At 69.7% G+C, this 22,335-nt stretch carries 23 protein-coding genes, 1 other RNA gene and 1 pseudogene; 13 read left to right on the forward strand and 12 right to left on the reverse strand.

Annotation, left to right across the window (positions count from 1 at the left end):
- Positions 1–2: 2 nt before the first annotated feature.
- The 6 genes and pseudogenes from U1T56_RS05000 (at position 3) to U1T56_RS05025 (ending at position 3,873) form a co-directional block, all read left to right on the forward strand.
- Positions 3–578 (forward strand): Uma2 family endonuclease, encoded by a 576-nt coding sequence (locus tag U1T56_RS05000; protein ID WP_418158339.1) that lies wholly within the window; start codon positions 3–5, stop codon positions 576–578.
- Positions 571–1,164, forward strand: a complete 594-nt coding sequence (gene hisH / locus U1T56_RS05005; RefSeq protein WP_418158340.1) for an imidazole glycerol phosphate synthase subunit HisH — start codon at positions 571–573, stop codon at positions 1,162–1,164. The genes U1T56_RS05000 and hisH overlap by 8 nt, the downstream gene beginning before the upstream one ends.
- Positions 1,164–1,916: an imidazole glycerol phosphate synthase subunit HisF gene (gene hisF, locus U1T56_RS05010; protein ID WP_418158341.1), complete on the forward strand. Its 753-nt coding sequence runs from the start codon at positions 1,164–1,166 to the stop codon at positions 1,914–1,916. The genes hisH and hisF overlap by 1 nt, the downstream gene beginning before the upstream one ends.
- Positions 1,913–2,542 (forward strand): annotated as a pseudogene (locus tag U1T56_RS05015) (1-(5-phosphoribosyl)-5-[(5-phosphoribosylamino)methylideneamino]imidazole-4-carboxamide isomerase); the annotation flags it as partial. The gene hisF and the pseudogene U1T56_RS05015, both read left to right, overlap by 4 nt.
- Before the next feature lie 30 nt (positions 2,543–2,572).
- Positions 2,573–3,157 (forward strand): phosphoribosyl-ATP diphosphatase, encoded by a 585-nt coding sequence (gene hisE / locus U1T56_RS05020; protein WP_418158368.1) that lies wholly within the window; start codon positions 2,573–2,575, stop codon positions 3,155–3,157.
- Positions 3,154–3,873: a phosphatase PAP2 family protein gene (locus U1T56_RS05025; protein ID WP_418158342.1), complete on the forward strand. Its 720-nt coding sequence runs from the start codon at positions 3,154–3,156 to the stop codon at positions 3,871–3,873. Before hisE ends, U1T56_RS05025 begins: the two co-directional genes overlap by 4 nt.
- A gap of 58 nt (positions 3,874–3,931) precedes the next feature.
- On the opposite strand, the gene U1T56_RS05030 is transcribed toward U1T56_RS05025, so the two are convergent.
- The 4 genes from U1T56_RS05030 to U1T56_RS05045 all read right to left on the reverse strand — a co-directional run bounded on the left by U1T56_RS05030 (position 3,932) and on the right by U1T56_RS05045 (position 8,732).
- Positions 3,932–4,597 (reverse strand): OmpW/AlkL family protein, encoded by a 666-nt coding sequence (locus U1T56_RS05030; protein ID WP_418158343.1) that lies wholly within the window; start codon positions 4,595–4,597, stop codon positions 3,932–3,934.
- A gap of 120 nt (positions 4,598–4,717) precedes the next feature.
- Positions 4,718–6,445: an acyl-CoA dehydrogenase gene (locus tag U1T56_RS05035; protein ID WP_418158344.1), complete on the reverse strand. Its 1,728-nt coding sequence runs from the start codon at positions 6,443–6,445 to the stop codon at positions 4,718–4,720.
- Positions 6,446–6,590: 145 nt separating this feature from the next.
- On the reverse strand, positions 6,591–7,226 hold the full coding sequence (locus tag U1T56_RS05040) for an SH3 domain-containing protein (protein ID WP_418158345.1): 636 nt from the start codon (positions 7,224–7,226) through the stop codon (positions 6,591–6,593).
- A gap of 75 nt (positions 7,227–7,301) precedes the next feature.
- Positions 7,302–8,732: an FAD-binding oxidoreductase gene (locus U1T56_RS05045; RefSeq protein WP_418158346.1), complete on the reverse strand. Its 1,431-nt coding sequence runs from the start codon at positions 8,730–8,732 to the stop codon at positions 7,302–7,304.
- Between the two features lie 131 nt (positions 8,733–8,863).
- On the opposite strand from U1T56_RS05045, the gene dapD reads away from it, so the two are divergent.
- The 3 genes from dapD to U1T56_RS05060 are packed head-to-tail and all read left to right on the forward strand — an operon-like array spanning position 8,864 to position 11,429.
- A complete protein-coding gene (gene dapD / locus U1T56_RS05050; RefSeq protein WP_418158347.1) occupies positions 8,864–9,706 on the forward strand; it encodes a 2,3,4,5-tetrahydropyridine-2,6-dicarboxylate N-succinyltransferase in 843 nt (280 codons plus the stop codon).
- Complete coding sequence (gene dapE / locus U1T56_RS05055; protein WP_418158348.1) at positions 9,706–10,860, forward strand: succinyl-diaminopimelate desuccinylase; 1,155 nt, start codon at positions 9,706–9,708, stop codon at positions 10,858–10,860. The genes dapD and dapE overlap by 1 nt, the downstream gene beginning before the upstream one ends.
- Positions 10,860–11,429 (forward strand): hypothetical protein, encoded by a 570-nt coding sequence (locus U1T56_RS05060; protein ID WP_418158349.1) that lies wholly within the window; start codon positions 10,860–10,862, stop codon positions 11,427–11,429. The genes dapE and U1T56_RS05060 overlap by 1 nt, the downstream gene beginning before the upstream one ends.
- Here U1T56_RS05060 and truA read toward each other — a convergent pair.
- The 7 genes from truA to ffs all read right to left on the reverse strand — a co-directional run bounded on the left by truA (position 11,417) and on the right by ffs (position 16,455).
- Entirely contained in the window at positions 11,417–12,160 is a 744-nt protein-coding gene (gene truA / locus U1T56_RS05065; RefSeq protein WP_418158350.1) for a tRNA pseudouridine(38-40) synthase TruA, read from the reverse strand. The genes U1T56_RS05060 and truA overlap by 13 nt on opposite strands.
- 3 nt (positions 12,161–12,163) lie before the next feature.
- Positions 12,164–13,063 (reverse strand): methionyl-tRNA formyltransferase, encoded by a 900-nt coding sequence (gene fmt / locus U1T56_RS05070; RefSeq protein ID WP_418158369.1) that lies wholly within the window; start codon positions 13,061–13,063, stop codon positions 12,164–12,166.
- 40 nt (positions 13,064–13,103) lie between these two features.
- Positions 13,104–13,613 (reverse strand): peptide deformylase, encoded by a 510-nt coding sequence (def, locus tag U1T56_RS05075; RefSeq protein WP_418158351.1) that lies wholly within the window; start codon positions 13,611–13,613, stop codon positions 13,104–13,106.
- A 65-nt stretch (positions 13,614–13,678) separates the two neighbouring features.
- Complete coding sequence (gene recR / locus U1T56_RS05080) at positions 13,679–14,275, reverse strand: recombination mediator RecR (protein WP_418158352.1); 597 nt, start codon at positions 14,273–14,275, stop codon at positions 13,679–13,681.
- A complete protein-coding gene (locus U1T56_RS05085; protein ID WP_418158353.1) occupies positions 14,275–14,598 on the reverse strand; it encodes a YbaB/EbfC family nucleoid-associated protein in 324 nt (107 codons plus the stop codon). Before U1T56_RS05085 ends, recR begins: the two co-directional genes overlap by 1 nt.
- A 45-nt stretch (positions 14,599–14,643) precedes the next feature.
- Positions 14,644–16,338 carry a DNA polymerase III subunit gamma/tau gene (locus U1T56_RS05090; RefSeq protein WP_418158354.1) on the reverse strand — a complete coding sequence of 565 codons (1,695 nt, stop codon included), beginning with the start codon at positions 16,336–16,338 and terminating at the stop codon, positions 14,644–14,646.
- Between the two features lie 18 nt (positions 16,339–16,356).
- Positions 16,357–16,455, reverse strand: an RNA gene (gene ffs / locus U1T56_RS05095) — signal recognition particle sRNA small type.
- Between the two features lie 105 nt (positions 16,456–16,560).
- Between ffs and nudC the strand changes: the two genes are divergently transcribed.
- Positions 16,561–17,457, forward strand: a complete 897-nt coding sequence (gene nudC / locus U1T56_RS05100; protein WP_418158355.1) for an NAD(+) diphosphatase — start codon at positions 16,561–16,563, stop codon at positions 17,455–17,457.
- A gap of 3 nt (positions 17,458–17,460) precedes the next feature.
- On the opposite strand, the gene U1T56_RS05105 is transcribed toward nudC, so the two are convergent.
- Entirely contained in the window at positions 17,461–17,901 is a 441-nt protein-coding gene (locus tag U1T56_RS05105; protein ID WP_418158356.1) for an MmcB family DNA repair protein, read from the reverse strand.
- Between the two features lie 432 nt (positions 17,902–18,333).
- On the opposite strand from U1T56_RS05105, the gene U1T56_RS05110 reads away from it, so the two are divergent.
- The 3 genes from U1T56_RS05110 (at position 18,334) to U1T56_RS05120 (ending at position 21,495) form a co-directional block, all read left to right on the forward strand.
- Positions 18,334–19,821, forward strand: a complete 1,488-nt coding sequence (locus tag U1T56_RS05110; protein ID WP_418158357.1) for a replicative DNA helicase — start codon at positions 18,334–18,336, stop codon at positions 19,819–19,821.
- Between the two features lie 89 nt (positions 19,822–19,910).
- Positions 19,911–20,684 carry an MlaE family ABC transporter permease gene (locus tag U1T56_RS05115; protein WP_418158370.1) on the forward strand — a complete coding sequence of 258 codons (774 nt, stop codon included), beginning with the start codon at positions 19,911–19,913 and terminating at the stop codon, positions 20,682–20,684.
- Positions 20,685–20,694: 10 nt separating this feature from the next.
- Entirely contained in the window at positions 20,695–21,495 is an 801-nt protein-coding gene (locus U1T56_RS05120; RefSeq protein ID WP_418158358.1) for an ABC transporter ATP-binding protein, read from the forward strand.
- The last annotated feature ends 840 nt before the right edge of the window (positions 21,496–22,335 follow it).

Below are 22,335 nucleotides of genomic sequence, written 5' to 3' on the forward strand. Positions count from 1 at the left end.
AGATGGCCAAGCGACGCGCGGAGAGCGACCTGCCGCGAACCGTGGAGGAGTTCGACCGCTGGTATGCGCAGCGGCCGGAACGCTGGGAGTTCATCGCCGGCGTGCCGGTGATGATGGTGCCGGGGGCGAACAACCGCACCATCATCAAGGGCAACGTGTTTCGGCCCCTTGCCAGCAGGCTTGCCGGCAAGCCTTGCCGGCCGCTCGGCGACGGCCCTGAGGTGAAGAGCCATCAGCTCTCTGCGATTCCTGTGGTCGTGACCTGCAGCCCCGTGGAAGGCCGTGCCGGCCACATTACCGATCCGGCGGTCATCGTCGAGATGCTCTCGCCTTCGTCGGAGCGGGACGACACCGGCCGCAAGTGGCAGGGCTATTGCCTGATTCCTTCGCTCCGCCATTACCTCGCCGTGGCGCAGGACAAGCGGTTCGTCACGGTGCACACCCGCACCGGCCCCGACTCGTTCGAGGAGCGGTTCTATCTGGGCGGCACCATCGACCTGCCCGCGATCGGTGCCCAGCTCTCGCTCGACGAGATCTACGAGGGCGTCACCTTCGAGGCCGAGCCCGCCGATGACTGAAGTCGTGATCGTCCCGACCGGCACGGCGAACATCGCCTCGGTCATGGCCGCGTTCCGGCGGCTGGGCGCTAGCCCGCGCGTGAGCGAGGCGGCGGGCGACGTGCTCGCGGCGAGCCACGTCATGCTGCCCGGTGTCGGCGCTTTCGGCGCCTCCATGGCGCGCCTCGTCCAGCACGGGCTCGACCGGGTGCTCAAGGAGCGGATCGCTGCCGACCGGCCGACGATCGCCATCTGTGTCGGCCACCAGCTCCTGTTCGAGCGCAGCGAGGAGAGCCCCGGTGTTCCGGGGCTCGGCGTCGTGCCGGGCGAGGTCGGACGCTTCCCGGCCGATGTCCGGGTGCCGCAGTTCGGCTGGAATCACGTCCGGGCGGGCGAGGACAGCCGGCTGCTCGAGGACGGCTACGCCTACTTCGCCAACAGCTACCGCGCCACGGAAGCGCCGGGCTGGACGATCGCCACGGCGACGCACGGCGGCCCCTTCGTCGCCGCCATGGAGCGCGGCAACGTGATCGGCTGCCAGTTCCATCCCGAGCTGTCGGGCGCTTATGGTGCGGCCCTTCTGTCGCGCTTCCTGGAGCTCGCCTGATGCTCACCTCGCGCATCATTCCCTGCCTCGACGTGAGCCACGGCCGCGTCGTGAAGGGGGTCAGGTTCCAAGGCCTGCGCGATGCCGGCGATCCCGCCGAGCGCGCCAGGCTCTACGAGGACACGGGGGCGGACGAGATCGTCATCCTCGACGTCTCGGCGACACCCGAGGGCCGCGGCCACCAGCACGAGACCGTGCGCCGTGTGCGCGAGGTGCTCTCGATCCCGCTCACCGTGGGCGGCGGCGTGCGCACGGTCGAGGATGCCTGGCACCTGCTCGAGGCCGGGGCCGACAAGGTCTCGGTCAACACGGCAGCGGTGGAGCGGCCGGAGCTCCTGACCGAGATAGCGGACCGCTTCGGCCGGCAGTGCTGTGTGATCGCCATCGATGCCGCATTCCGCGACGGACGGTTCGAGGTGCTGGTCAATGGTGGGCGCAAGGGCACCGGGATCGATGCGGTCCAGTGGGCGCAAGAGGCCGAGCGGCGCGGGGCGGGAGAGATCCTCCTGACCTCCTGGGACAAGGACGGTACCCGCTCCGGCTACGATCTCGCGCTCACGCGCGCCGTGGCCGAGGCCGTGCACGTGCCGGTGATCGCGTCCGGCGGTGCCAACTCGGCCGAGCACATCCGGGAAGCCTTCGCTGCCGGAGCCGACGCCGTGCTCGCGGCCTCGATCTTCCACGACGGCGACACCACGCCGAACGACGTCAAGCTCTACCTGCAAGAGCACGGAATCCGGGTGCGGCCTTGATCATCCCCAGCATCGACCTCCAGGGCGGCCAGACCGTCCAGCTCGTGGGCGGCGAGAAGAAGGCGATCGACGCGGGCGACCCCGTACCGATCGCCGAGCGCTTCTCCATCGCGGGCGAGATCGCGGTGATCGATCTCGACGCCGCCATGCGCACAGGCTCCAACGCGCACCTGATCGAGGGTCTGCTGCCGCGCTTCGCCTGCCGGGTAGGCGGCGGCATCCGCGACGTCGCGACCGCGATCCGCTGGCTCGACCAGGGGGCGCGCAAGGTCATCCTCGGCACGGCCGCGACGCCCGAGATCCTCTCCCGACTCCCGCGCGAGCGGGTGATCGCCGCCCTCGACGCGAAGCACGGCGAGGTCGTGGTCGAGGGCTGGAAGCAGGGGACGGGCAGGAGCATCCTTGAGCGCATCGCGGAGCTGAAGCCCTATGTGGGCGGCTTTCTCGTCACCTTCGTCGAGCTCGAGGGCCGGATGGGCGGCACCAATCTCGAGCTCGCGAAGGCGGTCGTGGATGCTGCCGGCAAGGATTGTCGGGTCACGATCGCGGGCGGGGTGACGACGGCCGAGGAGATCAGAGCGCTCGATGCGATCGGGGCGGACGCCCAGGTCGGCATGGCGCTCTATACCGGCAAACTCGATCTCGCCGACGCCATCATGGCGCCGCTTACGACCGACCGCCCGGACGGGCTCTATCCCACGGTCGTGGTCGACGAGCGCGGCATTGCACTGGGCCTCGTCTATTCCTCGCAGGATTCCATCCGCGAGTCGGTGCGGCGGCGGATGGGGATCTACCAGTCGCGCTCGCGGGGCCTTTGGGTCAAGGGCGAGACCAGTGGTGCTACCCAGGAGCTCTTGCGCATCGATCTCGATTGCGACCGCGACAGCCCCCGCTTCGTCGTGCGGCAGAAGGAGCCCGGCTTCTGCCACGAGGACACCATGACCTGCTGGGGCGAGGATGCGGGCCTCGGCCGGCTCTACCGCACGCTGCGGCAGCGGCGCGAGCAGGCGCCGCCGGGCAGCTACACGGCGAAGCTGTTCGCCGACCCCGATCTCCTCGCCGCCAAGCTCCGCGAGGAGGCGCAGGAGTTGACGGAGGCGACGGAACGCGAGCACGTGGTCTGGGAGGCCGCCGACGTGCTCTACTTCACGCTGGCGCGGCTGGCGAAGGAAGGGATCGACCTGGCCGAGGTCGAAGCGCATCTCGACCGGCGCGCGCTCAAGGTGACGCGTCGGGGATGAGCCCGCGGCGCTGGACCCGCTACGTCTCGCCGATCCTGCTCGAGCGGCGGGTGCTGCTGGCGCTCCTGTTCATCGCCGGCAGCATCTGGGGCTTTCTCGCTCTCGGTGAGGAGGTGAGCGAAGGCGAGCAGCTCAGCTTCGATCGCGCCATCCTGCTGGCGTTCCGCAACCCGGCCGACCCGAACGATCCCTTGGGGCCGCCTTGGTTCGAATCGGCGGCGCGCGACGTCACCGCACTCGGCGGCACCGTGGTCCTCACCCTGATGACCGCAGGTGTTGTGGGCTACCTCGTCCTCGCCGGCAAGCGCAGCGCAGCACTGTTCGTCGTCGCGTCGATCGCGGGTGCGATGATCCTGAGCTTCGCGATCAAGGCCGGCTTCGAGCGGCCGCGGCCCGATCTCGTGCCGCACGGCGTTCCGGTCTACACGGCGAGCTTTCCGAGCGGCCATGCGACCGGCGCGGCCGCCACCTATCTGACCTTGGGAGCGCTCCTCGCCCGTTTCGAGGCGCGGCGCTGGACCAAGATCTACCTCCTGAGCGTCGCCGTCACGCTCACCGTGCTGATCGGTCTGTCCCGGATCTATCTCGGCGTGCACTGGCCCTCGGACGTGCTCGCCGGCTGGACGCTCGGCTCGAGCTGGGCGCTGTTCTGCTGGGTGATCGCCCGCTGGCTGCAGCGGCGCGGCAAGGTCGAGGGCGGGGCCAACGGCTCTTGAGCGGCGAGCGCGCCGACACGCTGTCGGCGCGCGCGGAGGGCACGACGGTCGGGACGGCTCAGAACTTGTAGCCGAGGCCGATGCCGAAGATCCAGGGATTGACGTCGACATCCGCCTTGATGGCGTTGTTGACCTCGACGTCCGACTGTATGTGGATGTACTTGACGTCGAGGTTCAGCCACCAATTGCTGGCGAGATGAACGTCGGTGCCGGCCTGGAGCGCCCAGCCCAGGCTGTTGTCGTACTCGATCTTGTCGATGTCCTTGCCCACGTCGGCATTGTAGAAGATCGTGTAGTTGATGCCCGCGCCGAAATAGGGACTGATGATCGAGTCCGGCGCCACGTGCCATTGCAGCAGCAGCGTCGGCGGCAGGTGGTTGACCTTGCCGAGATCGAGGTCGCCGACGGCCGTGTTCTTCGCCCGCACGTCGTGCCGGGCCGTGGCGGCGATGAGCTCGAGGGCCAAGTTGTCGGTCAGGAAGTAGCTGAAATCGGCCTCGGGCACGAACTCGTTCGAGATGTCCGTGTCGCCGCCGATCACGTCGATCTTGGCCCGATCCGTGGGCACGATTCCGATGCCCCGCAACCGGATCATGAAGTCGCCGGCTTTCTTGCCGTTCTCCACCTTCTCACTCGGCTCACCGGCCCGAGCCTGGCTCGTGTCGAGCCCGAAGACCGCCAGAACCGCCAGCGACGCCACTGTCGCCAATCTGTTCCACCGCATAGGCAACTCCCGCACGTTTCCTTCTTCGGCCGTGCCGCCGGAAGCCACCATCCGCGCGAGTAGCTAGCAGGGATAGCCGCCTTCAGGGCGTGAACGTGCGGGAATGCCGCAGGGCCGTGGCTATGCTGCCAGGATGTCCGGATCGAGCGTTCCGACCCCGGCGACCACGGCCTGCTCCAGGGCCAAGGCCGGCGGCAGGAGGTGCTGGACGTAAAATCGCGCCAGAACGGGCCAGTCCTTGCCGGCCGCATCCGTCGTGGCCGCTGCTGCGGCACCGCGGGCGAGGAGGAAGCCGCCGAGCGTGGCGGAGAACAGATGCAGGTAAGGTGTGGCGCCGGCAGCACGGTCCTCGTCGCTGGAGGCCTGGAGATGGCGGGTGGCACGCTCCACCGCCTCGAGCGCCGGTCGCAGTGCCGGGACGAGCTCGGCCGGCAGCGAGGGAAGCTCGGTGCCGAGCTCCTCGAGCAGCCGCCAGGGCAGCTCGCCGCCGGCGAGGCTCAGCTTGCGGCCGGCGAGGTCGAGCGCCTGGATGCCGTTGGTGCCCTCGTAGATCGAGAGGATCTTGGCGTCGCGGTAATATTGGGCGACGCCGGTCTCCTCGATGAAGCCCATGCCGCCGTGGACCTGCACCGCCGTGGAGGCGATCTCCTGGGCGAGGTCGGTGCACCAGGCCTTGACCATGGGTGTGAGCAGGGCCACGCGGTCGGCGGCGAGGCTGCGGGCGGTGGCATCGGGAGCCCGGTAGCTGCGGTCGACGAAGCCCGCCGTCCAGTAACACAAGGCCCGCATCGCAGCGATCCGGGCGCGCATGGTGAAAAGCATCCGGCGGACGTCGGGATAGGCTATGATCGCGGCCGGGCGGCCCTGATGCCTGCCCTGGACCCGCTGCTGCGCGTAAGCCAGGGCTTCTTGGTAGGCGCGCTCGGCGAGGCCCAGGCCTTCGTTGCCGACGGCGAGGCGCGCATTGTTCATCATCGTGAACATGCAGCGCATGCCCTCGTTCTCCTGGCCGAGGAGGAAGCCCACCGCGCCCTCCTCGTCGCCGTAGGACATGACGCAGGTCGGGCTCGCGTTGATGCCGAGCTTGTGCTCGATCGACACGCAGCGCATGTCGTTGCGGGCGCCCAAGGAGCCATCGGGGTTCGGCAGGTATTTCGGCACGATGAACAGAGAGAGGCCCTTGGTACCGGCGGGTGCGCCGTCGAGCCGGGCCAGAACGAGATGGACGATGTTCTCCGTGAGATCGTGCTCGCCGTAGGTGATGAAGATCTTGGTGCCGAAGAGGCGGTAGCGGTCGCCGTCCCGCACCGCGCGGGTGCGAACGGCACCCACGTCCGAGCCCGCCTGCGGCTCGGTCAGGCACATCGCACCCGACCACGCGCCGCTCACGAGCCGTGTCGCGTAGATCTCGCGCTGCTCGTCCGTGCCGTGGTGCAAGATCGCCTCGATCGCACCCTGGGTCAGGAGCGGACAGAGCTGGAACGACAGGTTGGCGGCATTCCACATCTCGCTCACGGCGGCGTTCACGAGCCAGGGCAGATTCTGCCCGCCATAGGCCTCGGGGAAGACGAGCCCCATCCAACCGCCCTCGGCGAACTGTCGATAGGCCTCCTTGAAGCCACGCGCGGTGCGCACTACCCCGTTCTCGAGCACCGCACCCTCGACGTCGCCGGTCCGGTTCAAGGGTGCGAGCACGTTGGCGGCGAGCCTGCCCGCCTCCTCGAGGACGGCATCGACCACGTCGGGACTGGCGTGGTCGAGCCCCGGCAGAGCAGCGACCTCGCGAAGGCCGGCCACGTGCTCGAACACGAAGCGCATATCGGCAATGGGGGCGTTATAGGCGGTCATGCGGCGGGCAGCCCTGATCGGGAGCGATCGGCTTGCCGGCGGTTCGCGGCGCAGGACCGTCCGGACGACCGATCGCTCGGTGTCGTCCATCCAGCGGATGGCAGCCGTTAGCCCGAGCAGGCCGCCAGCGTCAACGCGTCTGCGCTCAGTCGGCGGCGAGGCTCAGGAGCTTGTCCGGGCCTTGCGTGTCGTCGATCGTGATGTAGCGCTTGCCTTGCGGATCGAGCACCACGACGCGTACCGGCGTGCTGTTCTGGTGGTTCTTCCACATCTGGTAGATCGCGGTGGCGGCGAGGAGATGCTCGTCGTCGGAGCCCGCGCGCAGCCATTGCGGGGTGAGCGTCACCTCGAGCGTGTTGTTGCCGGCCTGATGGACCTTCTCGAACAGCGGGAAGCCGTAGCGCTGGGCCAGGACACCCATGAGCCGGTCGAAGTCGCGCGAGAGCTCCTGAAAGCCGGCATGGGCGACGACCGCCTCGCCCCCGCCGAGCGTGCTCGCTGCCACGGGCTCGACGAGATTGCCGAAGATCCAGCCTTCCTCGCCGGTGCGCAACACGCGCACCCCGTACCAGTTGCCCTCGCGGCGCAGCTCCAGGAGCTGCTCGCCCTGCATCACCTGCGTGCGCACGTTGGCGTCGTCCGACGGGCCGGCGCGCAGGTTCACGCGCTCGCCGACCACGCGGAGCGTGTCGCCGGTGGCTGCCATCACCGGGCTCGCGGCCACGGCCGACAGCATCGCGGCACAGCCGATCGCCGCGATGCTCGTGAGAAAACGGTGCATCCTTCGTCCTCCGGGGAAGAGAACCAAGGAAGCCAACCGGCGCCGGCCGGGCGAGGTTCCAAGGCCGAGGATACCCTATGGGGCGAGAATCACGCCCGGATTGAGGATGTTGTCGGGATCGAGCGCCTGCTTCACCCGCCGCATCAGCTCGAGCTCGATGGGCGACTTGCGCTCGGCGAGCTCCGCCTGTTTCAGCCGGCCGATCCCGTGCTCCGCGCTGATCGAGCCACCGAGCGCCTGCACGAGGTCGCACACGGCGTGCTGCACCCGCTCGCGCAGCGGCTCGAGGTCTTGGATCGCCATCGGCAGGAGGATGTTGAAGTGCAGGTTGCCGTCGCCGACATGGCCGAAAGGCAGGAGCCGCCCGTCGGGCACGAGGCTCCGGAGAAGCGCCTCGCCCCGGGCGATCAGCTCCGGGATGCTGCCGACCGGAACCGAGATGTCGTTGCGGATGATCTTGCCCTCGCGCCGCATGGCGGGGCTCATCTCCTCGCGCATGCGCCAGAGCATGGCGCGCTGCGCCTCGCTCGCCGCGATCGTGGCATCGAGCAGAAGCCCGGCCTCGAGCGCGTCGCCGAGCCAGGCCTCGGTCGCAGCGGCGAGGCCTTCCGGCAGCGACCAGGCGAACTCGGCGAGGACGTACCAAGGAGCCCTGGTCTCGAGCGGATGGCGGACACCTTCGAGATGCGCGACCGCGGCATCCACGCAGCCGCCCGCCATCAGCTCGAAGCTCGAGATCAGCTCGGCGAAGCGGTCCTTGGCGTGCCGCAGGAGGGAGACGGCGGTCTCGGGCGCGGGCAGGGCCGCGAACACCGTCACCCGCTCGCGCGGGCGCGCGCACAGCCGCAAGGAGGCCGCCGTGATGATGCCGAGGCTTCCTTCCGAGCCCAGGAAGAGCTGCTTCAGGTCGTAGCCGGTATTGTCCTTCCGGAGCGTGCGCAGACCCTCCCAGATCCGGCCGTCGGCCAGCACCACCTCGAGCCCGAGCACGAGCTCCTTCGCCATGCCGTAGCGGATCACGTTGACCCCGCCGGCGTTGGCCGCGAGATTGCCGCCGATCTGACAGGTGCCTTCGCTGCCGAGACTCAAGGGGAATAGCCGGCCGGCCGCTTCGGCCGCGGCCTGCACCGCAGCCAGCGTGCAGCCCGCCTCGGCGATCAGCCACTCGCCGCTGGGATCGACGCTGCGCACCCGGTCGAGACCGGAGAGGCTCAGGACGACCTGCCTTCCGCTCGCATCCGGAATGCCGCCGCCGACGAGCCCGGTATTGCCGCCTTGCGGCACTACCGCGACCTTGTGCCGGGCCGCCAGCGCCACGACCGCCGCCACCTCCTCGGTCGTCCTCGGCCGCAGCACGGCCGCGGCCCGGCCGGTGATCGCCTGCCAGAAATCGACCTCGTAGGGGGCCCGCGCTTGCGCGTCGGTCAAGACGCGCGCCGGCCCCAGGATGGCGGCGCACGCCTCGAGAAAGCCCTCCGGCAGGTTCTGGCTCGTGGCTGGCTGCATCGCTCTTCTAGCCCCAGTCGGTCGGAAGTGCGCCGGACCATAAGGAGCGGCGGGAGCAGGGGCAAGCGACGCGCTGTTGACAGCGCCAGACCCGCTTTGTTACGCGAGCCCGCGGCCGGGAGGGGCAGATCATGCAGCACCAGTCATTGCAGCGCGTCATCGAGGATGCTTTCGAGCGCCGGGACAGCATCGGCTTCGATACGAAGGGCGAGATCCGTGACGCGGTGGAAGCGGCCCTGGATCTCCTCGACCGCGGCGAGGCGCGCGTCGCCGAGAAGGGGCCGGAGGGCTGGGTCGTCCATCAGTGGCTCAAGAAGGCGGTGCTTCTCTCCTTCCGCCTCAACGACATGAGCGTGATCCCGGGCGGCCCCGGCGGGGCTGTCTGGTGGGACAAGGTGCCGTCCAAGTTCGCCGGCTGGGACGAGGCACGCTTTCGCGCCGCGGGCTTTCGCGCCGTGCCGGGCTGTGTGGTACGCCGTTCGGCCTACGTGGCGCCCGGTGTGGTGCTGATGCCCTGCTTCCTCAATCTCGGCTCTTATGTCGACAAGGGTACCATGATCGACACCTGGGCCACGGTCGGCTCCTGCGCCCAGATCGGGAAGAACTGCCACATCTCGGGCGGCGTCGGCATCGGCGGCGTGCTCGAGCCCTTGCAGGCCGGCCCGGTCATCATCGAGGACGACGTCTTCATCGGCGCCCGCGCCGAGGTGGCCGAAGGGGTGATCGTCGGTGAGGGCTCGGTGCTCTCGATGGGGGTCTATATCGGTGCCTCGACCAAGATCGTCGATCGCGAGACCGGCGAGGTGTTCCAGGGCCGGGTACCACCCTATTCCGTGGTCGTGTCGGGCACGATGCCAGGCAAGCCCCTGCCCGACGGCCGCCCCGGCCCCGGCCTCTACTGTGCGGTGATCGTGAAGCGGGTCGACGCGCGCACGCGCTCCAAGACCTCGATCAACGAGCTCCTGCGCGACTGATGACCGATCCGCGCGACCCGGTGGCCCTCACCCAGGCGCTGGTGCGCTGCGCGAGCGTCACCCCCAACGCCGGCGAGGCGCTGGATCTTCTGCAAGGCCTGCTCGAGCCTCTGGGCTTCGTCTGCCACCGGCTGCGCTTCGAAGGCGACGGCTCCTACCCCGTCGACAATCTGTTCGCGAAGCGCGGGCAGGGAGCGCCGCATCTCGCCTTCGCCGGCCATGTCGACGTGGTGCCACCGGGCGAGCGCGACCGCTGGCAGCTCGACCCGTTCGCGGGCGAGATCCGGGACGGTCGGCTCTACGGGCGGGGCGCCGCCGACATGAAGAGCGGAGTCGCGGCTTTCGTTGCGGCCGCGGCCAAGCTCGTCCTTGCCTCGGACGCACCCGGCGGCAGCATCAGCCTGCTGATCACGGGCGACGAGGAGGGCGATGCGGTCAACGGCACGGCGAAGCTCATCGCCTGGGCCACCGAGCGAGGCGAGCGGTTCGACGGCTGCATCGTCGGCGAGCCGACCTGCCCCGAGCGCCTGGGCGATGTCGCCAAGATCGGCCGCCGCGGCTCGCTCACCGGTCAGCTCGTGGTGCGCGGCCGTCAGGGGCACACGGCCTACCCGCAGCGCGCCGACAACGCCGCGCACCGGTTGATCGCCGTTCTGGATCGGCTCGTCCGGACCCCGCTCGACGAGGGCACTTCCTGGTTCCAGCCCTCCAACCTCCAGGTGACGTCGATCGACATCGGCAACCCGGCCGGCAACGTCATCCCCGGCGAGGCCACGGCACGGTTCAACATCCGCTTCAACGACCGCCACACCCGCTCGAGCCTCGAGCGCTGGCTGCACGAGCAGATAGCACCACTGGTGCCGGACTACACGCTCGCCGTCTCCGGGAATGCCGAGGCGTTCGTGACAGAGCCGGGGCGTCTCACCGAGATCCTGGCCGCGAGTGTGGAGGCCGAGACGGGGACGAGGCCCAGGCTCGACACCGCGGGCGGCACCTCGGACGCGCGCTTCATCCAGCGCTACTGCCCGGTGATCGAGTTCGGTCTCGTCGGCACCACCATGCACCAGGCGAACGAGCACGTCGCCGTTGCCGACATCGAAGGGCTGACCCGGATCTACGAGCGCTTCCTGCGGCAGTTCCTCGCTTCTGCCTGATGCCGAGCTACGCCGAGATCGTGCGCTCGCTCCAGGGTGCCTGGCTCCTCGCCAAGGGCGATCCGCGCGGCCTCGACCTGTTCGATCTCTCGCTCGAAGGCTTCTGGCGCTCCTTCGCCGCGGCGCTGCTGGTGGCGCCCGCCTATGCGCTCGTGCTGCTCGAGCAGTATGCGGTCACGGGCTGGCCGCAGCACGTCCCGGGCACGATCGCGGCCGAGCTCGTCGCCTATGTCTGCGGCTGGATCGCGTTCCCGATCGCCGCCATCTTCCTCACCCGGATCCTCCATCTCACGCGGCGCTACGTGCCGCTGGTCGTGGCCGGCAACTGGAGCGCAGCGCTCCAGATCGGCCTTTACGCCGTGGTCGTGGTGGCGAGCCTCGTGCTGCCGCGCGAGATGCGCTCGGTCCTCCTGCTGACGGCGACCATCGCCGTTCTGGCCTATCAGTGGTTCGTGATCCGTACCGCGCTCGAGACCAGCGGCGGTATCGCCTTCGGCTTGGTCGTGATCGACGTGCTGCTCAGCATGACGGTGAGCCGCGTCATCGACGGCGTGCTTCAACCCTCGTAGGCGACGCTTTCGAGGAACAGCCCCTGGGGCGGTGCCGTCGGCCCCGCCGCCGCACGGTCCCTGGCCGCGAGCACGGCGCGCACGTGGTCGATCGACGCCTTGCCCTCGCCCACGAGCTTCAAGGTGCCCACGATGTTCCGGACCTGATGGTGCAGGAACGAGCGCGCCGTGAACCGGATCTCGATCAGCTCGTCCACCCGCTGCGCATGGATCAGGGACAGCGTCTTCACCGGCGAGGCCGACTGGCATTCGCTCGAGCGGAAGCTCGTGAAGTCGTGCCGGCCGACGAGGCACTGCGCCGCCTCGTGCATCCGCTCGCACAGGAGCGGGACCGGCACGTGCCAGACCCGATCCCGCTCCAGCGCCGGCGGGGTCCGACGGTTCAGGATGCGATAGACGTAGCGCCGCCGGGTGGCCGAGAACCGGGCGTGGAAATCGTCCGCCACCCGCGCCGCCTGCAGCACCACCACGGGATGCGGGCGGAGATGATGGTTGAGCGCCCCCATCAGGCGCTCGGGCGGCCAGTATCGGCCGAGATCGACGTGCGCTACCTGGCCCAGTGCATGCACGCCGGCATCGGTCCGACCCGCCGCCACGACGGTGAGCGTCTCGCCGGTGGCAGCAAGGAGCGCGTCCTCGAGCACGGACTGCACCGAAGGGCCGGTAGCCTGGCGCTGCCAGCCCCGGAACGGTGTGCCGTCATACTCCAGGAGCAGCTTGTAGCGCGGCATGGCTCAGCCGAGCTTCGTTCCGACCGGCAGCGGGAAGCCGCGCTGCAGCTCGTCCGGCGTCATCGGCTTGCGGCCGGCGCGCTGGACACGCGTGACGCGCACCGCACTCTCGCCGCAGGCGACGGTGAAGGGAAGCTCCACCAGCGTCCCCGGCTCGCCTTCGCGGTCCACGACCTCGCCCGCGAGCAGCAGCAGGCGCTCGCCCTTCGCCTCGCACCAGCAGCCGGGCGAAGGGTTCAGCGCCCGCAGACGGCGCTCGATCGCTGCCGCCGGCTCGCGGAAGTCGAGGCGGCCCTCGTCGCGGGCGAGCTTGTGCGCATAGGTGATGCCGGTCTCGGGCTGCGGCTCGGCGTGCAGCGTGCCGGCGGCGAGGCCGTCCACGACCTCGGGCAGCATCTCGGCGGCGAGCCGGCTCAAGGTGGCGTGCAGCTCGCTCGCCGTGGTCGTCGGCCGGATCGGCACGGATCGCATGGCGAGGATGGGGCCGGTGTCGAGGCCCTCCTCCATGCGGAAGATGGAGAGCCCGGTCTCGGCATCGCCGGCGAGGATGGCGCGCTCGATCGGGGCTGCTCCCCGCCAGCGCGGCAGAAGCGAGGCGTGGAGGTTGATGCAGCCGAGCCGAGGCGCATCGAGAACGGACTTCGGCAGGAGGAGGCCGTAAGCGCCGACGATGGCGAGATCGGCCCGAAGGGCCGCGAATGCGGCCTGGGCTTCCGGATCCTTCAGCGTGCGCGGTGTCCTGACCTCGAGCCCGAGCCGCTCGGCCGCCTCCTGCACCGGTGTCGGGCGCAGCTTGTGCCCGCGGCCCGCCGGGCGCGGCGGCTGGGTGTAGACGGCCACGACCTCGTGGCCCACCTCGAGCAGGTGCTCGAGGCTCGGCACGATGAAGCCCGTGGTGCCCATGACCACGAGCCGCTGCGGGCGAGCGGTACGGAAGGCGCCTTCAGGCACGCTGTTGCCGCCTCTTCGCGAGCTTGCGCATGATCATGTTGCGACGCAGCGCCGAGAGATGATCGACGAAGAGAATCCCGTCGAGATGATCGATCTCGTGCTGGATGCAGCGGGCGAGGAGGCCGTCGGCCTCGATCTCCCGCTCTTCCCCGTGCTCGGTCGCGTAGCGCAGCCGGATCGCCTCGGGTCGGGTCACGTCGGCGAACTGGCCGGGCAGGCTGAGGCAGCCTTCCTCGGCAGTGGCAAGCGTATCCGAGCGCCACAGGATTTCGGGATTGACGAGCGCCATCGGTCGGCGCTCCTCGCCCTCGGCGACGTCGACGACCACGAGGCGCTTCAGGACTCCGACCTGCGGGGCGGCGAGCCCGATGCCAGGTGCCTTGTACATCGTCTCCAGCATGTCGGCCACGAGCCGGCGCAGATCGTCGTCGATCGCCGCCACGGGCTCGGCCCTGGTCTTCAGGATCGGATGCGGGGCCTGCAGGATCGGAAGCAGCGCCATGGTGTCAGCGCAGGGTCTCGAGTCGTGAAAGATGGCTGGTGAGGTAAGGACTTGCGGCGAAGCGGTCAAGCGACCCGCTGGCGCGAGCGCAAGGCCGCGTCCAGGGTGCCCTCGTCGAGATAGGTGAGCTCGCCGCCGATCGGCACGCCGTGGCCGAGCCGGCTCACCGTGCAGCCCAGAGGCCTGAGCCGCTCGGCGAGATAGTGGCTCGTGGTCTGGCCGTCGACCGTAGCACCCAGCGCCAGGATGACCTCGCGCACCTCGTCCTCGCGGACGCGCCCGAGCAGGCGGTCGACGCCGAGCTCGTCGGGGCCGATGCCGTCGAGCGCCCGCAGCGTGCCGCCCAGCACCTGGTAGCGGCCCTTGAAGATGCCGGCGCGCTCCATCGCCCACAGATCCTCGACCTCCGCCACCACGCAGAGCGTGCGTGCATCGCGCTGCGGGTCGCGGCACACGCCGCAGGGATCGGTGCTGTCGAGATTGCCGCACCGGCTGCAGGGATGCACGGCTTCCGCGCAGGCACGCAGGGCGTCGGCGAGCGGCAGCATCAGCGTGTCGCGGCGCTTCAGCATCGCGAGTGCTGCCCGCTGGGCCGAGCGCGGGCCCAGGCCCGGCAGCCGGCTCAGGAGGCGGACGAGGCGGTCGATCTCGACGGCGGCCATCAGAACGGCAGCTTGAAGCCCGGCGGCAGAGGCAGCCCGCCGGTGAGCTTGCCCATCTCGGCCTGGAGATGGGCGTCGATCTTGGACTTGGCGTCGTTGCAGGCGGCGACGATCAGATCCTCGAGCACCTCCACCTCGTTGGGATCGACGAGGGAGGGATCGATCTTCACCTTGCGCATCTCGCCCTTGCCGTTGAGCGTGACGCTGACGAGGCCGCCGCCGGCCAAGCCGGTCATCTCGCTCTCGGCGAGCTTCTGCTGCATCTCGGCCATCCGCGCCTGCAGCTTCTGCGCCTCCTTGAGCATGTTGCCGAGATTTTTCATGGCTCTCCCAATTCCTTCCTGGCGAGGGTCGCGAAGCTTTGGGCCCTAGCCGCTCTTCGGGCGGATGTCGACGATCTCGGCACCCGGAAACGCCGAGAGGATCTGCTGTAGATCGGGATCCTGCCGCACTTCCGCCAGCCTCGCCTCCTTGGTCGCGGCCGCCTGCTGCGCGAGCGTGGGTTCGCCCGTGGCGCTCCCGAGTACTACCATCCAGCGCCGGCCCGTGAGCTTGGCGAGCGCCTCGATCAGCCGGTTCACGATGTCGGCAGGAACGCCCGGCTCCAGGCGCAGCTCGAGACGGCCGGGCTCGAACCGGATCGGATGGGCGCTCTGGAACAGCCAGGCGGCGAGCGGGGCCTCGCCATGGCTGCGTAGACGAGCGACGAGGTCGGCGAAGCTCCGGGGCTCGGCGGCGGGCATCGCGGGTCGCGGTGGCGTCGGCGGCTCCGGGCTCCTCGCCACGGCGGATGCCGAGCCCCGCCCGACCGATGTCGGCACCAGCGACGGGCGCGTCGGGGTGGGCTGCGGCCGCATTGCCGGCGCTGCCGCAGGCGCGCTGCCGAGGACGCCGCCATCGCGCAGGATGCGTGCGAGCTCGCCCGGCGGGGGCAGGTCGCTGACGCAGGCGAGCCGCAGGAGCAGCATCTCGGCCGCGGCCGCGGCATCGGGGGCGGTGCGGACCTCGTCGATGCCCTTGAGCAGCATCTGCCACGCCCGCGCCAGCACCGGCAGCGACAGTCCCTCGGCCATGACGCGTGCGCGTTCCGCCGCCTGGGCGGCGAGGCCCAGGCTCGAGGCGGCGTCGGGCTTCACCTTGAGCCGCGAGAGCCAGTGCGCGATCTCGAGCAGGTCCTGAACGACCGCCACGGGCTCGGCGCCCAGCGCATAGAGAGACTGGAAGCGGTCGAGCGCCTCGGCGGCCACGCCTCGCATCACGGCATCGAACAGATCGAGGAGCTGCAGCCGGTCGCCCAGGCCGAGCATGGCCTGAACCAGATCGGCCGCGACCGGACCTTCGCTCGTGGCGATCGCCTGATCGAGCAGCGAGAGCGAATCGCGCACCGAACCCTCGGCGGCGCGGGCGATCAGCATCAGGGCATCCGGACTCGCCTCGATCCCTTCCTTCTCGCAGATCGCCGCGAGATGGCGCGCCAGCGTCTCGGCATCGACCCGGCGCAGCTCGAACCGCTGGCAGCGAGAGAGCACCGTGATCGGGACCTTCCTGATCTCGGTCGTGGCGAAGATGAACTTCGCATGCGGCGGCGGCTCCTCCACGCTCTTGAGAAGCGCGTTCCACGCCTTCTCCGAGAGCATGTGGACCTCGTCGAGGATATAGATCTTGTAGCGTGAGGAGGTCGGGACGAAGCTGATCCCCTCGAGAAGGTCGAGCACGTCCTCCTTCTTGGTCTGCGAGGCCGCGTCCATCTCGATCACGTCGAGCGAGCGGTCCTCGTCGATCGCCCGGCAGCTCGGGCACACGCCGCAGGGCTCGGGCGTGGGTCCGCCCCGGCCGTCGGGGCCGGTGCAGTTCAGGCCGCGGGCGATGATCCGGGCGGTGGTCGTCTTGCCGATGCCGCGAATGCCGGAGAGCAGGAAGGCGTGCGCAACGCGACCCGAGGCGAAGGCGTTCCGCAGCGTGCGGACGAGCACGTCCTGACCGATCAGCGCCGAGAGCCGCGCGGGCCGGTAAGCGCGGGCGAGGACCCGGTAGGACGCGGGGCGCTGCAGGTGGGAATCCATCGGGATCGGTGGGCACGAAGCGGAAGACTGGACGACGACCCGACGCGAAGCTCGTTACGGCTGCTTCCTTCCGGACCTGACCGGTTTGGCGAGAGCGCCGTCCGCCGCCAGCCTTCCGCCCCCTATATCGGGGTTCCGGGAGAAATGCGCAAGAGTGCGCGAGGCGGCCCGCTGCGCTATCTCGTGGGTCGTCCCGCGATCTTGTCCCGCCGGGGAGCCTGCATGCCCTTCGTCCCTGCCGCCTCGCCCCAGGTCTACGTGAATCCCGGCCTCGACCGCGCGGCCCATCGCCGCCGCGATGCCGCCTGGCTCGACGCGCGCCGTCGGGACCCTGGAACACGGGTCGTGTTCCTGTCCGATCTCAAGGTCGCGATCATCGGCCCCGAGGAAGCTCCCTATGCCTATGCCCCGAGCCTGGGCGAGCTCGGGGAGAGCCTGCCCGAGGAGGCCGTGTTCCTGGGCGAGCGCGAAGGTGCCGCCTGGTTCGCGCTCGATCTCGGCGATCGCCCGCCGCCGGCGGGGCGGCCGATGGAGCTTCGTGCCGTGAGCCTGCTCCTGCCGGCGGGCGAGGCCGCCATGCTGGCCGAAGCGCGTGCACTCGGCCATTGGCACCGCAGCCACCGCCATTGCGGCTGGTGCGGGACCGCGACCCTCGCCGTCCAGGGCGGCCATGCGCGCCGCTGCCCCGGTTGCGGCCGCGAGCATTTTCCCCGCACCGATCCGGCGGTGATCGTCCTCGTCACCCATGGCGAGCAGTGCCTGCTGGCGCGCTCGCCGCGCTTTCCGCCCGGCATGTACTCCACGCTCGCGGGCTTCGTGGAGCCCGGCGAGTCGCTCGAGCAGACGCTCGCCCGCGAGGTGCTGGAGGAGGTCGGGGTCGAGATCGAGAGTGCCATCTATCGCGGCTCGCAGCCCTGGCCGTTCCCGCAGTCCCTGATGCTGGGCTTTCGCGCGCAGGCGCGCTCGACCCGGCTCGTGCCCGATCCCGAGGAGATCGAGGACGCGCGCTGGCTCGGGCGGGCCGAACTTCTGGACGAGCCGAACCGCCCCGTCCGGCTGCCGAGCCCCGACAGCATCGCCCGCTTCCTGATCGAGGAGTGGCTCGCCGAGGTGGTCTGATCCTCACGCCGGCTCGGACAGGGCGTCGGGGTCGGCAGCACCCTGCAGCCGCAGCGCCGCCGTGCGCGCGAAGCGGAGCAGGAGGGCCCGGCGGCGGCTCGCCGGCACGGTGCGCTCGCAGGCCGGCCGCAGCAGGCTCGCCGCGTAGCGGTCAGCCACGATCAGCCCCTCGGCGGGCGGCAGGATGTCGAGCGGGAAGCCGGGTGCCACCGCGAAATAGAACCGGTCGGCGTAAGCGAGATAGTCCGTCCATTTCTGGTCGCTCAGGAAGTCCGCGCGCGAGGACTTGACCTCGACCGCGACGAAGCGACCGTCCGGCCCGAGCGCCATCAGATCGACCCTCCGGCCGGTGGCGAGCGTGAACTCGGGCAGCGAGGTCAGCCCGAGATCGAGCAGCAGGCGCTGGGTGCCGCGCAGAATGTCGGCGGCGACGAGGGAAGGCATGGCGAAGGACCGTCCGGCGTGATCGGGTTCATCGTTCCTTAACGGCGCGGGCCTCATGTTGCCAAGGTGTTCCAGAGGCGACGGAGCGACCGTGTGGAGCTGGATCCGGTCTCGGCGCGAGCAATGGCGGCATCGGGCCCGAGCGGGAAGGGAAGAGCCGCCGGAAGCATGGCACCCCGCCGTCGGCCGCGGGACCGGCTGCGGTGCGTGGCGCGGAAAGCTCGCCTCCGGCCATCCCCAGCCGCCCGAGCCCGCTCCACGCGGACCGGCAGCACGTCGCCGCTCGCGCGATCGACAGGTCTCCAACAGCTTGCCCCAGGAACGATCCCCCGATTCACCCACAGGCGTGGCGCGAGCACGCCTGCAACGCCCGCGCAGCCGTGCTAGAGGAGGTCACTCCCGTTTCCTGCACCATCGAGGAGTCTCGCGCCCGTGGCGCCCGACGAAGCCGCCGTCTTTCGCGTCCAGCCGCACAACATCGAGGCCGAGCAGTCCCTCCTGGGCGCCATCCTCGTCAACAACGAGGCCTACCATCGCGTGGCCGAGTTCCTGCGGCCCGAGCATTTCTTCGAGCCCGTGCACCAGCGGATCTTCGAACGCTGCGCCGAGCGGATCGCGCGCGGGCAGCTCGCGGACCCGGTCACCCTCAAGCTCCTGTTCGAGGAGGACGAGGCGCTGCGTGAGCTCGACGGCTCGAAATATCTGCGGGATCTAGCGCACGCCGCCGAGACCATCATCAACGCGGTCGAGTACGGCCACATCATCCACGATCTGGCGCTCAAGCGCGGCCTGATCGCGGTCGGCGAGGAGGTCGTCAACCGGGCCTTCGATCGGACCGCGTCGGAGACGGGCCGCGAGCAGATCGAGCTCGCCGAGCGGGCGCTCTTCGCGCTGGCGCAGGAGGGCGAGGCCAGGGGCGAGTTCCGGCCGTTCCCGCAGGTGCTGACGGCCGCGGTCAAGCATATCGAGAGTGCCTGGCACAAGGTGGGCAAGGTTTCGGGCGTGCCGACCGACCTCACCGGCCTCGACGAGAAGCTGGGCGGCCTGCAGCCTTCCGATCTCATCATCCTGGCCGGACGGCCCAGCATGGGCAAGACGGCGCTCGCCGTGACGATCGCCGCCAACGCCGCGGCCCAGCCCAACGTCCACGCCGAGCAGGAGAACACCAAGCACCGCAACTACGTCGTCGGCGTGTTCTCGCTCGAGATGTCGGCCGAGCAGCTCGCGACCCGCCTGCTCTCCGGCAAGGCGCGGATCGAATCGGACCGGCTCCGGCGCGGCGACATCAGCGAGGAGGAGTGGCCCTTGCTCGTCCAGGCGAGCCAGGAGCTCGGCACGATGCCGCTCTTCATCGACGACACGCCGGCACTTTCGATCGCGGCCCTGCGCACCCGCGCCCGGCGCCTCAAGCGCACGCAGGGCCTGCATCTCGTCGTGGTCGACTATCTCCAGCTCCTGCGCGGCACCTCGGTGCAGAGCCAGGGTAACCGGGTGCAGGAGATCACCGAGATCACCCAGGGGCTCAAGGCCATGGCCAAGGAGCTCAACGTGCCGGTGCTCGCCCTCTCGCAGCTCTCGCGTGCGGTCGAGACGCGCGAGGACAAGCGGCCCATGCTCTCGGACCTGCGCGAATCGGGGTCGATCGAGCAGGACGCCGACGTGGTCATGTTCGTGTTCCGCGAGGAATATTATCTCTCGCGTGCGATACCGACTCAGCGCGAGGGCGAGAGCAAGGAGAAGTTCGACCTGCGTTACGAGGAATGGCGGCGCCGGCTCGAAGCGATCCACAACAAGGCCGAGGTGATCATCGCCAAGCAGCGGCACGGGCCGATCGGCTCCATCCAGCTCCAGTTCGACGCGAACTTCGGCCGCTTCAACAATCTGGAGCTGGGCCAATACCCGGATCACTATTATGGTTGAGCCCCGCGGTGTGCGAGGTTGACGTGAGCGGGGCCGTCGGCTACGGCGGCTCGCATGTCCACGGTCCTTCGCCCTCAGAGACCTCCGGCATGAACCCGCTCGCCGCCATCGGCCATGTCGTGCTCGTCCTGTGCGAGACGGTGGGCGAGTTCGTCCTGTTCGCCGTGCAGGCAATCGCGGGCGGTCTGCGCGGACCGTTCTATCCGCGCCAGATGCTGCGGCAGATGCTCGAGATCGGCTACTACTCGCTGCCGGTCGTGGGCCTCACCGCGATCTTCACCGGCATGGTGCTGGCGCTGCAGAGCTATACCGGCTTCTCCCGCTTCGAGGCCGGCAATGCCATCCCGACGATCGTCGTCCTGTCGATGACGCGAGAGCTCGGGCCGGTCCTGGCCGGCCTCATGGTCGCGGGCCGGGTGGGCGCCGCCATGGCGGCCGAGCTCGGCACGATGCGCGTCACCGAGCAGATCGACGCGCTCACGACGCTCTCGACCGATCCCTTGCGCTATCTCGTGTTTCCGCGGCTTCTGGCCGGGCTTCTGATGCTGCCGCTTCTCGTCCTCGTCGCCGACATCATCGGCGTCATGGGCGGCTATCTCGTCAGCACCTACAAGCTCGGCTTCGGGCCGGTCGAGTACATCAACCGCACGTTGCAGTATCTCGAGACGCAGGACGTGGTCTCGGGACTGGTGAAGGCGGCCGTGTTCGGCTTCATCGTGGCGCTCATGGGCTGCTTTCAGGGCTACCACTCCAAGGGAGGGGCGCAAGGTGTGGGTGCCGCCACGACCAAAGCCGTGGTCTCGGCTTCGATCCTGATCCTGACCGCCAACTACGTCGTCACCGAGCTGTTCTTCAGCCGCTAGGCAGACCATCTTGACCCCGGATACCAGCGCTCCTTCGAGCCCCAAGATCGTCATCCGCGGCCTCACCAAGAGCTTCGGCTCCAAGAAGGTGCTGCAAGGGCTCGATCTCGACGTGCCGGCGGGCCGCTCGCTCGTCGTCATCGGCGGCTCGGGCACCGGCAAGTCGGTGCTGATCAAGTGCATCCTCGGCCTGCTCACGGCCGACAGCGGCTCGATCAAGGTCGACGGGATCGAGGTCGTGGGAGCCAGCCGCGAGACCATGGATGCCTTGCGCACCAAGTTCGGCATGCTGTTCCAGGGGGCGGCTCTCTTCGACAGCCTGCCGGTCTGGGAGAACGTGGCCTTCGGCCTCCTCGCCACCCGGCGGATCGACCGTCGGGAAGCCAGAGAGCGGGCCGTGCGCACGCTCGCCATGGTGGGCCTCGGCCCCGAGGTCGCGGACCTGATGCCGGCCGAGCTCTCGGGCGGCATGCAAAAGCGCGTGGGCCTCGCCCGCGCCATTGCGCACGAGCCCGAGATCCTGTTCTTCGACGAGCCCACGACCGGGCTCGACCCGATCATGGCCGACGTGATCAACGACCTCATCGTCCGCTGCGTGCGGCAGCTCGGCGCCACGGCGCTTTCGATCACCCACGACATGCAGAGCGTGCGCAAGATCGCCGACCGGGTCGCCATGCTCCACGGCGGCAGGATCGTCTGGGAGGGGCCGGTCGAGCAGATCGACGACAGCGGCAACCCGTTCGTCGATCAGTTCATCCACGGCCGCGCCGAGGGCCCGATCCGGGTAGGGGAGGGAAGCATCCAGAGCTGAGTCAAGGCCAACACCCGATGGCGTGGTCATCGGAGAAATTCGTTTCCTGAACATCTGCCTCACGCATCCGCGAGGACGATCCGCTAGGGCTGCGGCGCAGCACGAGTGGCAGGCCCAGACGAGACGCTCGTCCATGCCGTCGCGGTGAAAGCGTTGGGCGAAGCGTCAGGCGAAGCTGGAGCGGTCTCGATGTTGCCCAGGCCGGCTTCTCGACCCGAACCGCGCCGCCAGCTCCGCGGCCGTCATTCATGGCGGAACTTGACGCACACGCCCCCGCGCCGGCGCGAGCGGCTGCTCGACCACGCCACCGCCCACATCCGCTGCCTACAGAAGGCGCGGATGCAGATGGCGACAGCATCCGGCGGTCACGTCCGTCGAGGTGGTGGCGATTCGGGCTGGGTCTGCGGGGGCCGTCGGTCGGGTGGCCCGGGGTGGAACTTCCGGGGCGTGGGGCTGTACCTTCGCCCGCGGCGCCGGCCCGGCCATCGCCTCGACCGGCATGGAGCGCTGCTGGCGCTGCCAGGCGTCGTCGGCCGCCAACGGCATGGCACCGAGCAGGCGCAAAATGGCCTGCTCGGAAGGGAGTTGCGAGCGCAGCGCCCAACCCGACCAGGTCCGCCCGGCGCTTTCCCCCTTGCGCGGCCGTTCCGGCGGATCGGGGCCGTGCCGTTCGGTGCGGTGCGGTGCCGGGAAGCTCGGGAGGGCCGGCCTCGAGCGCGCTGCGATCGAGCGTGCTCGCTCTCGTCCACGCGGGCGCCGGGCTTGGGCCAGCGGGGGCGGAACCGGCCGGCCAGCGGGCACCGTCCCGACCGGGCGGCCCAAACGCCCGGCGCCGCGCGG

It is taken from the genome of Benzoatithermus flavus, assembly GCF_037908215.1.
GTDB classification, from domain to species: Bacteria; Pseudomonadota; Alphaproteobacteria; order Geminicoccales; family Geminicoccaceae; genus Benzoatithermus; species Benzoatithermus flavus.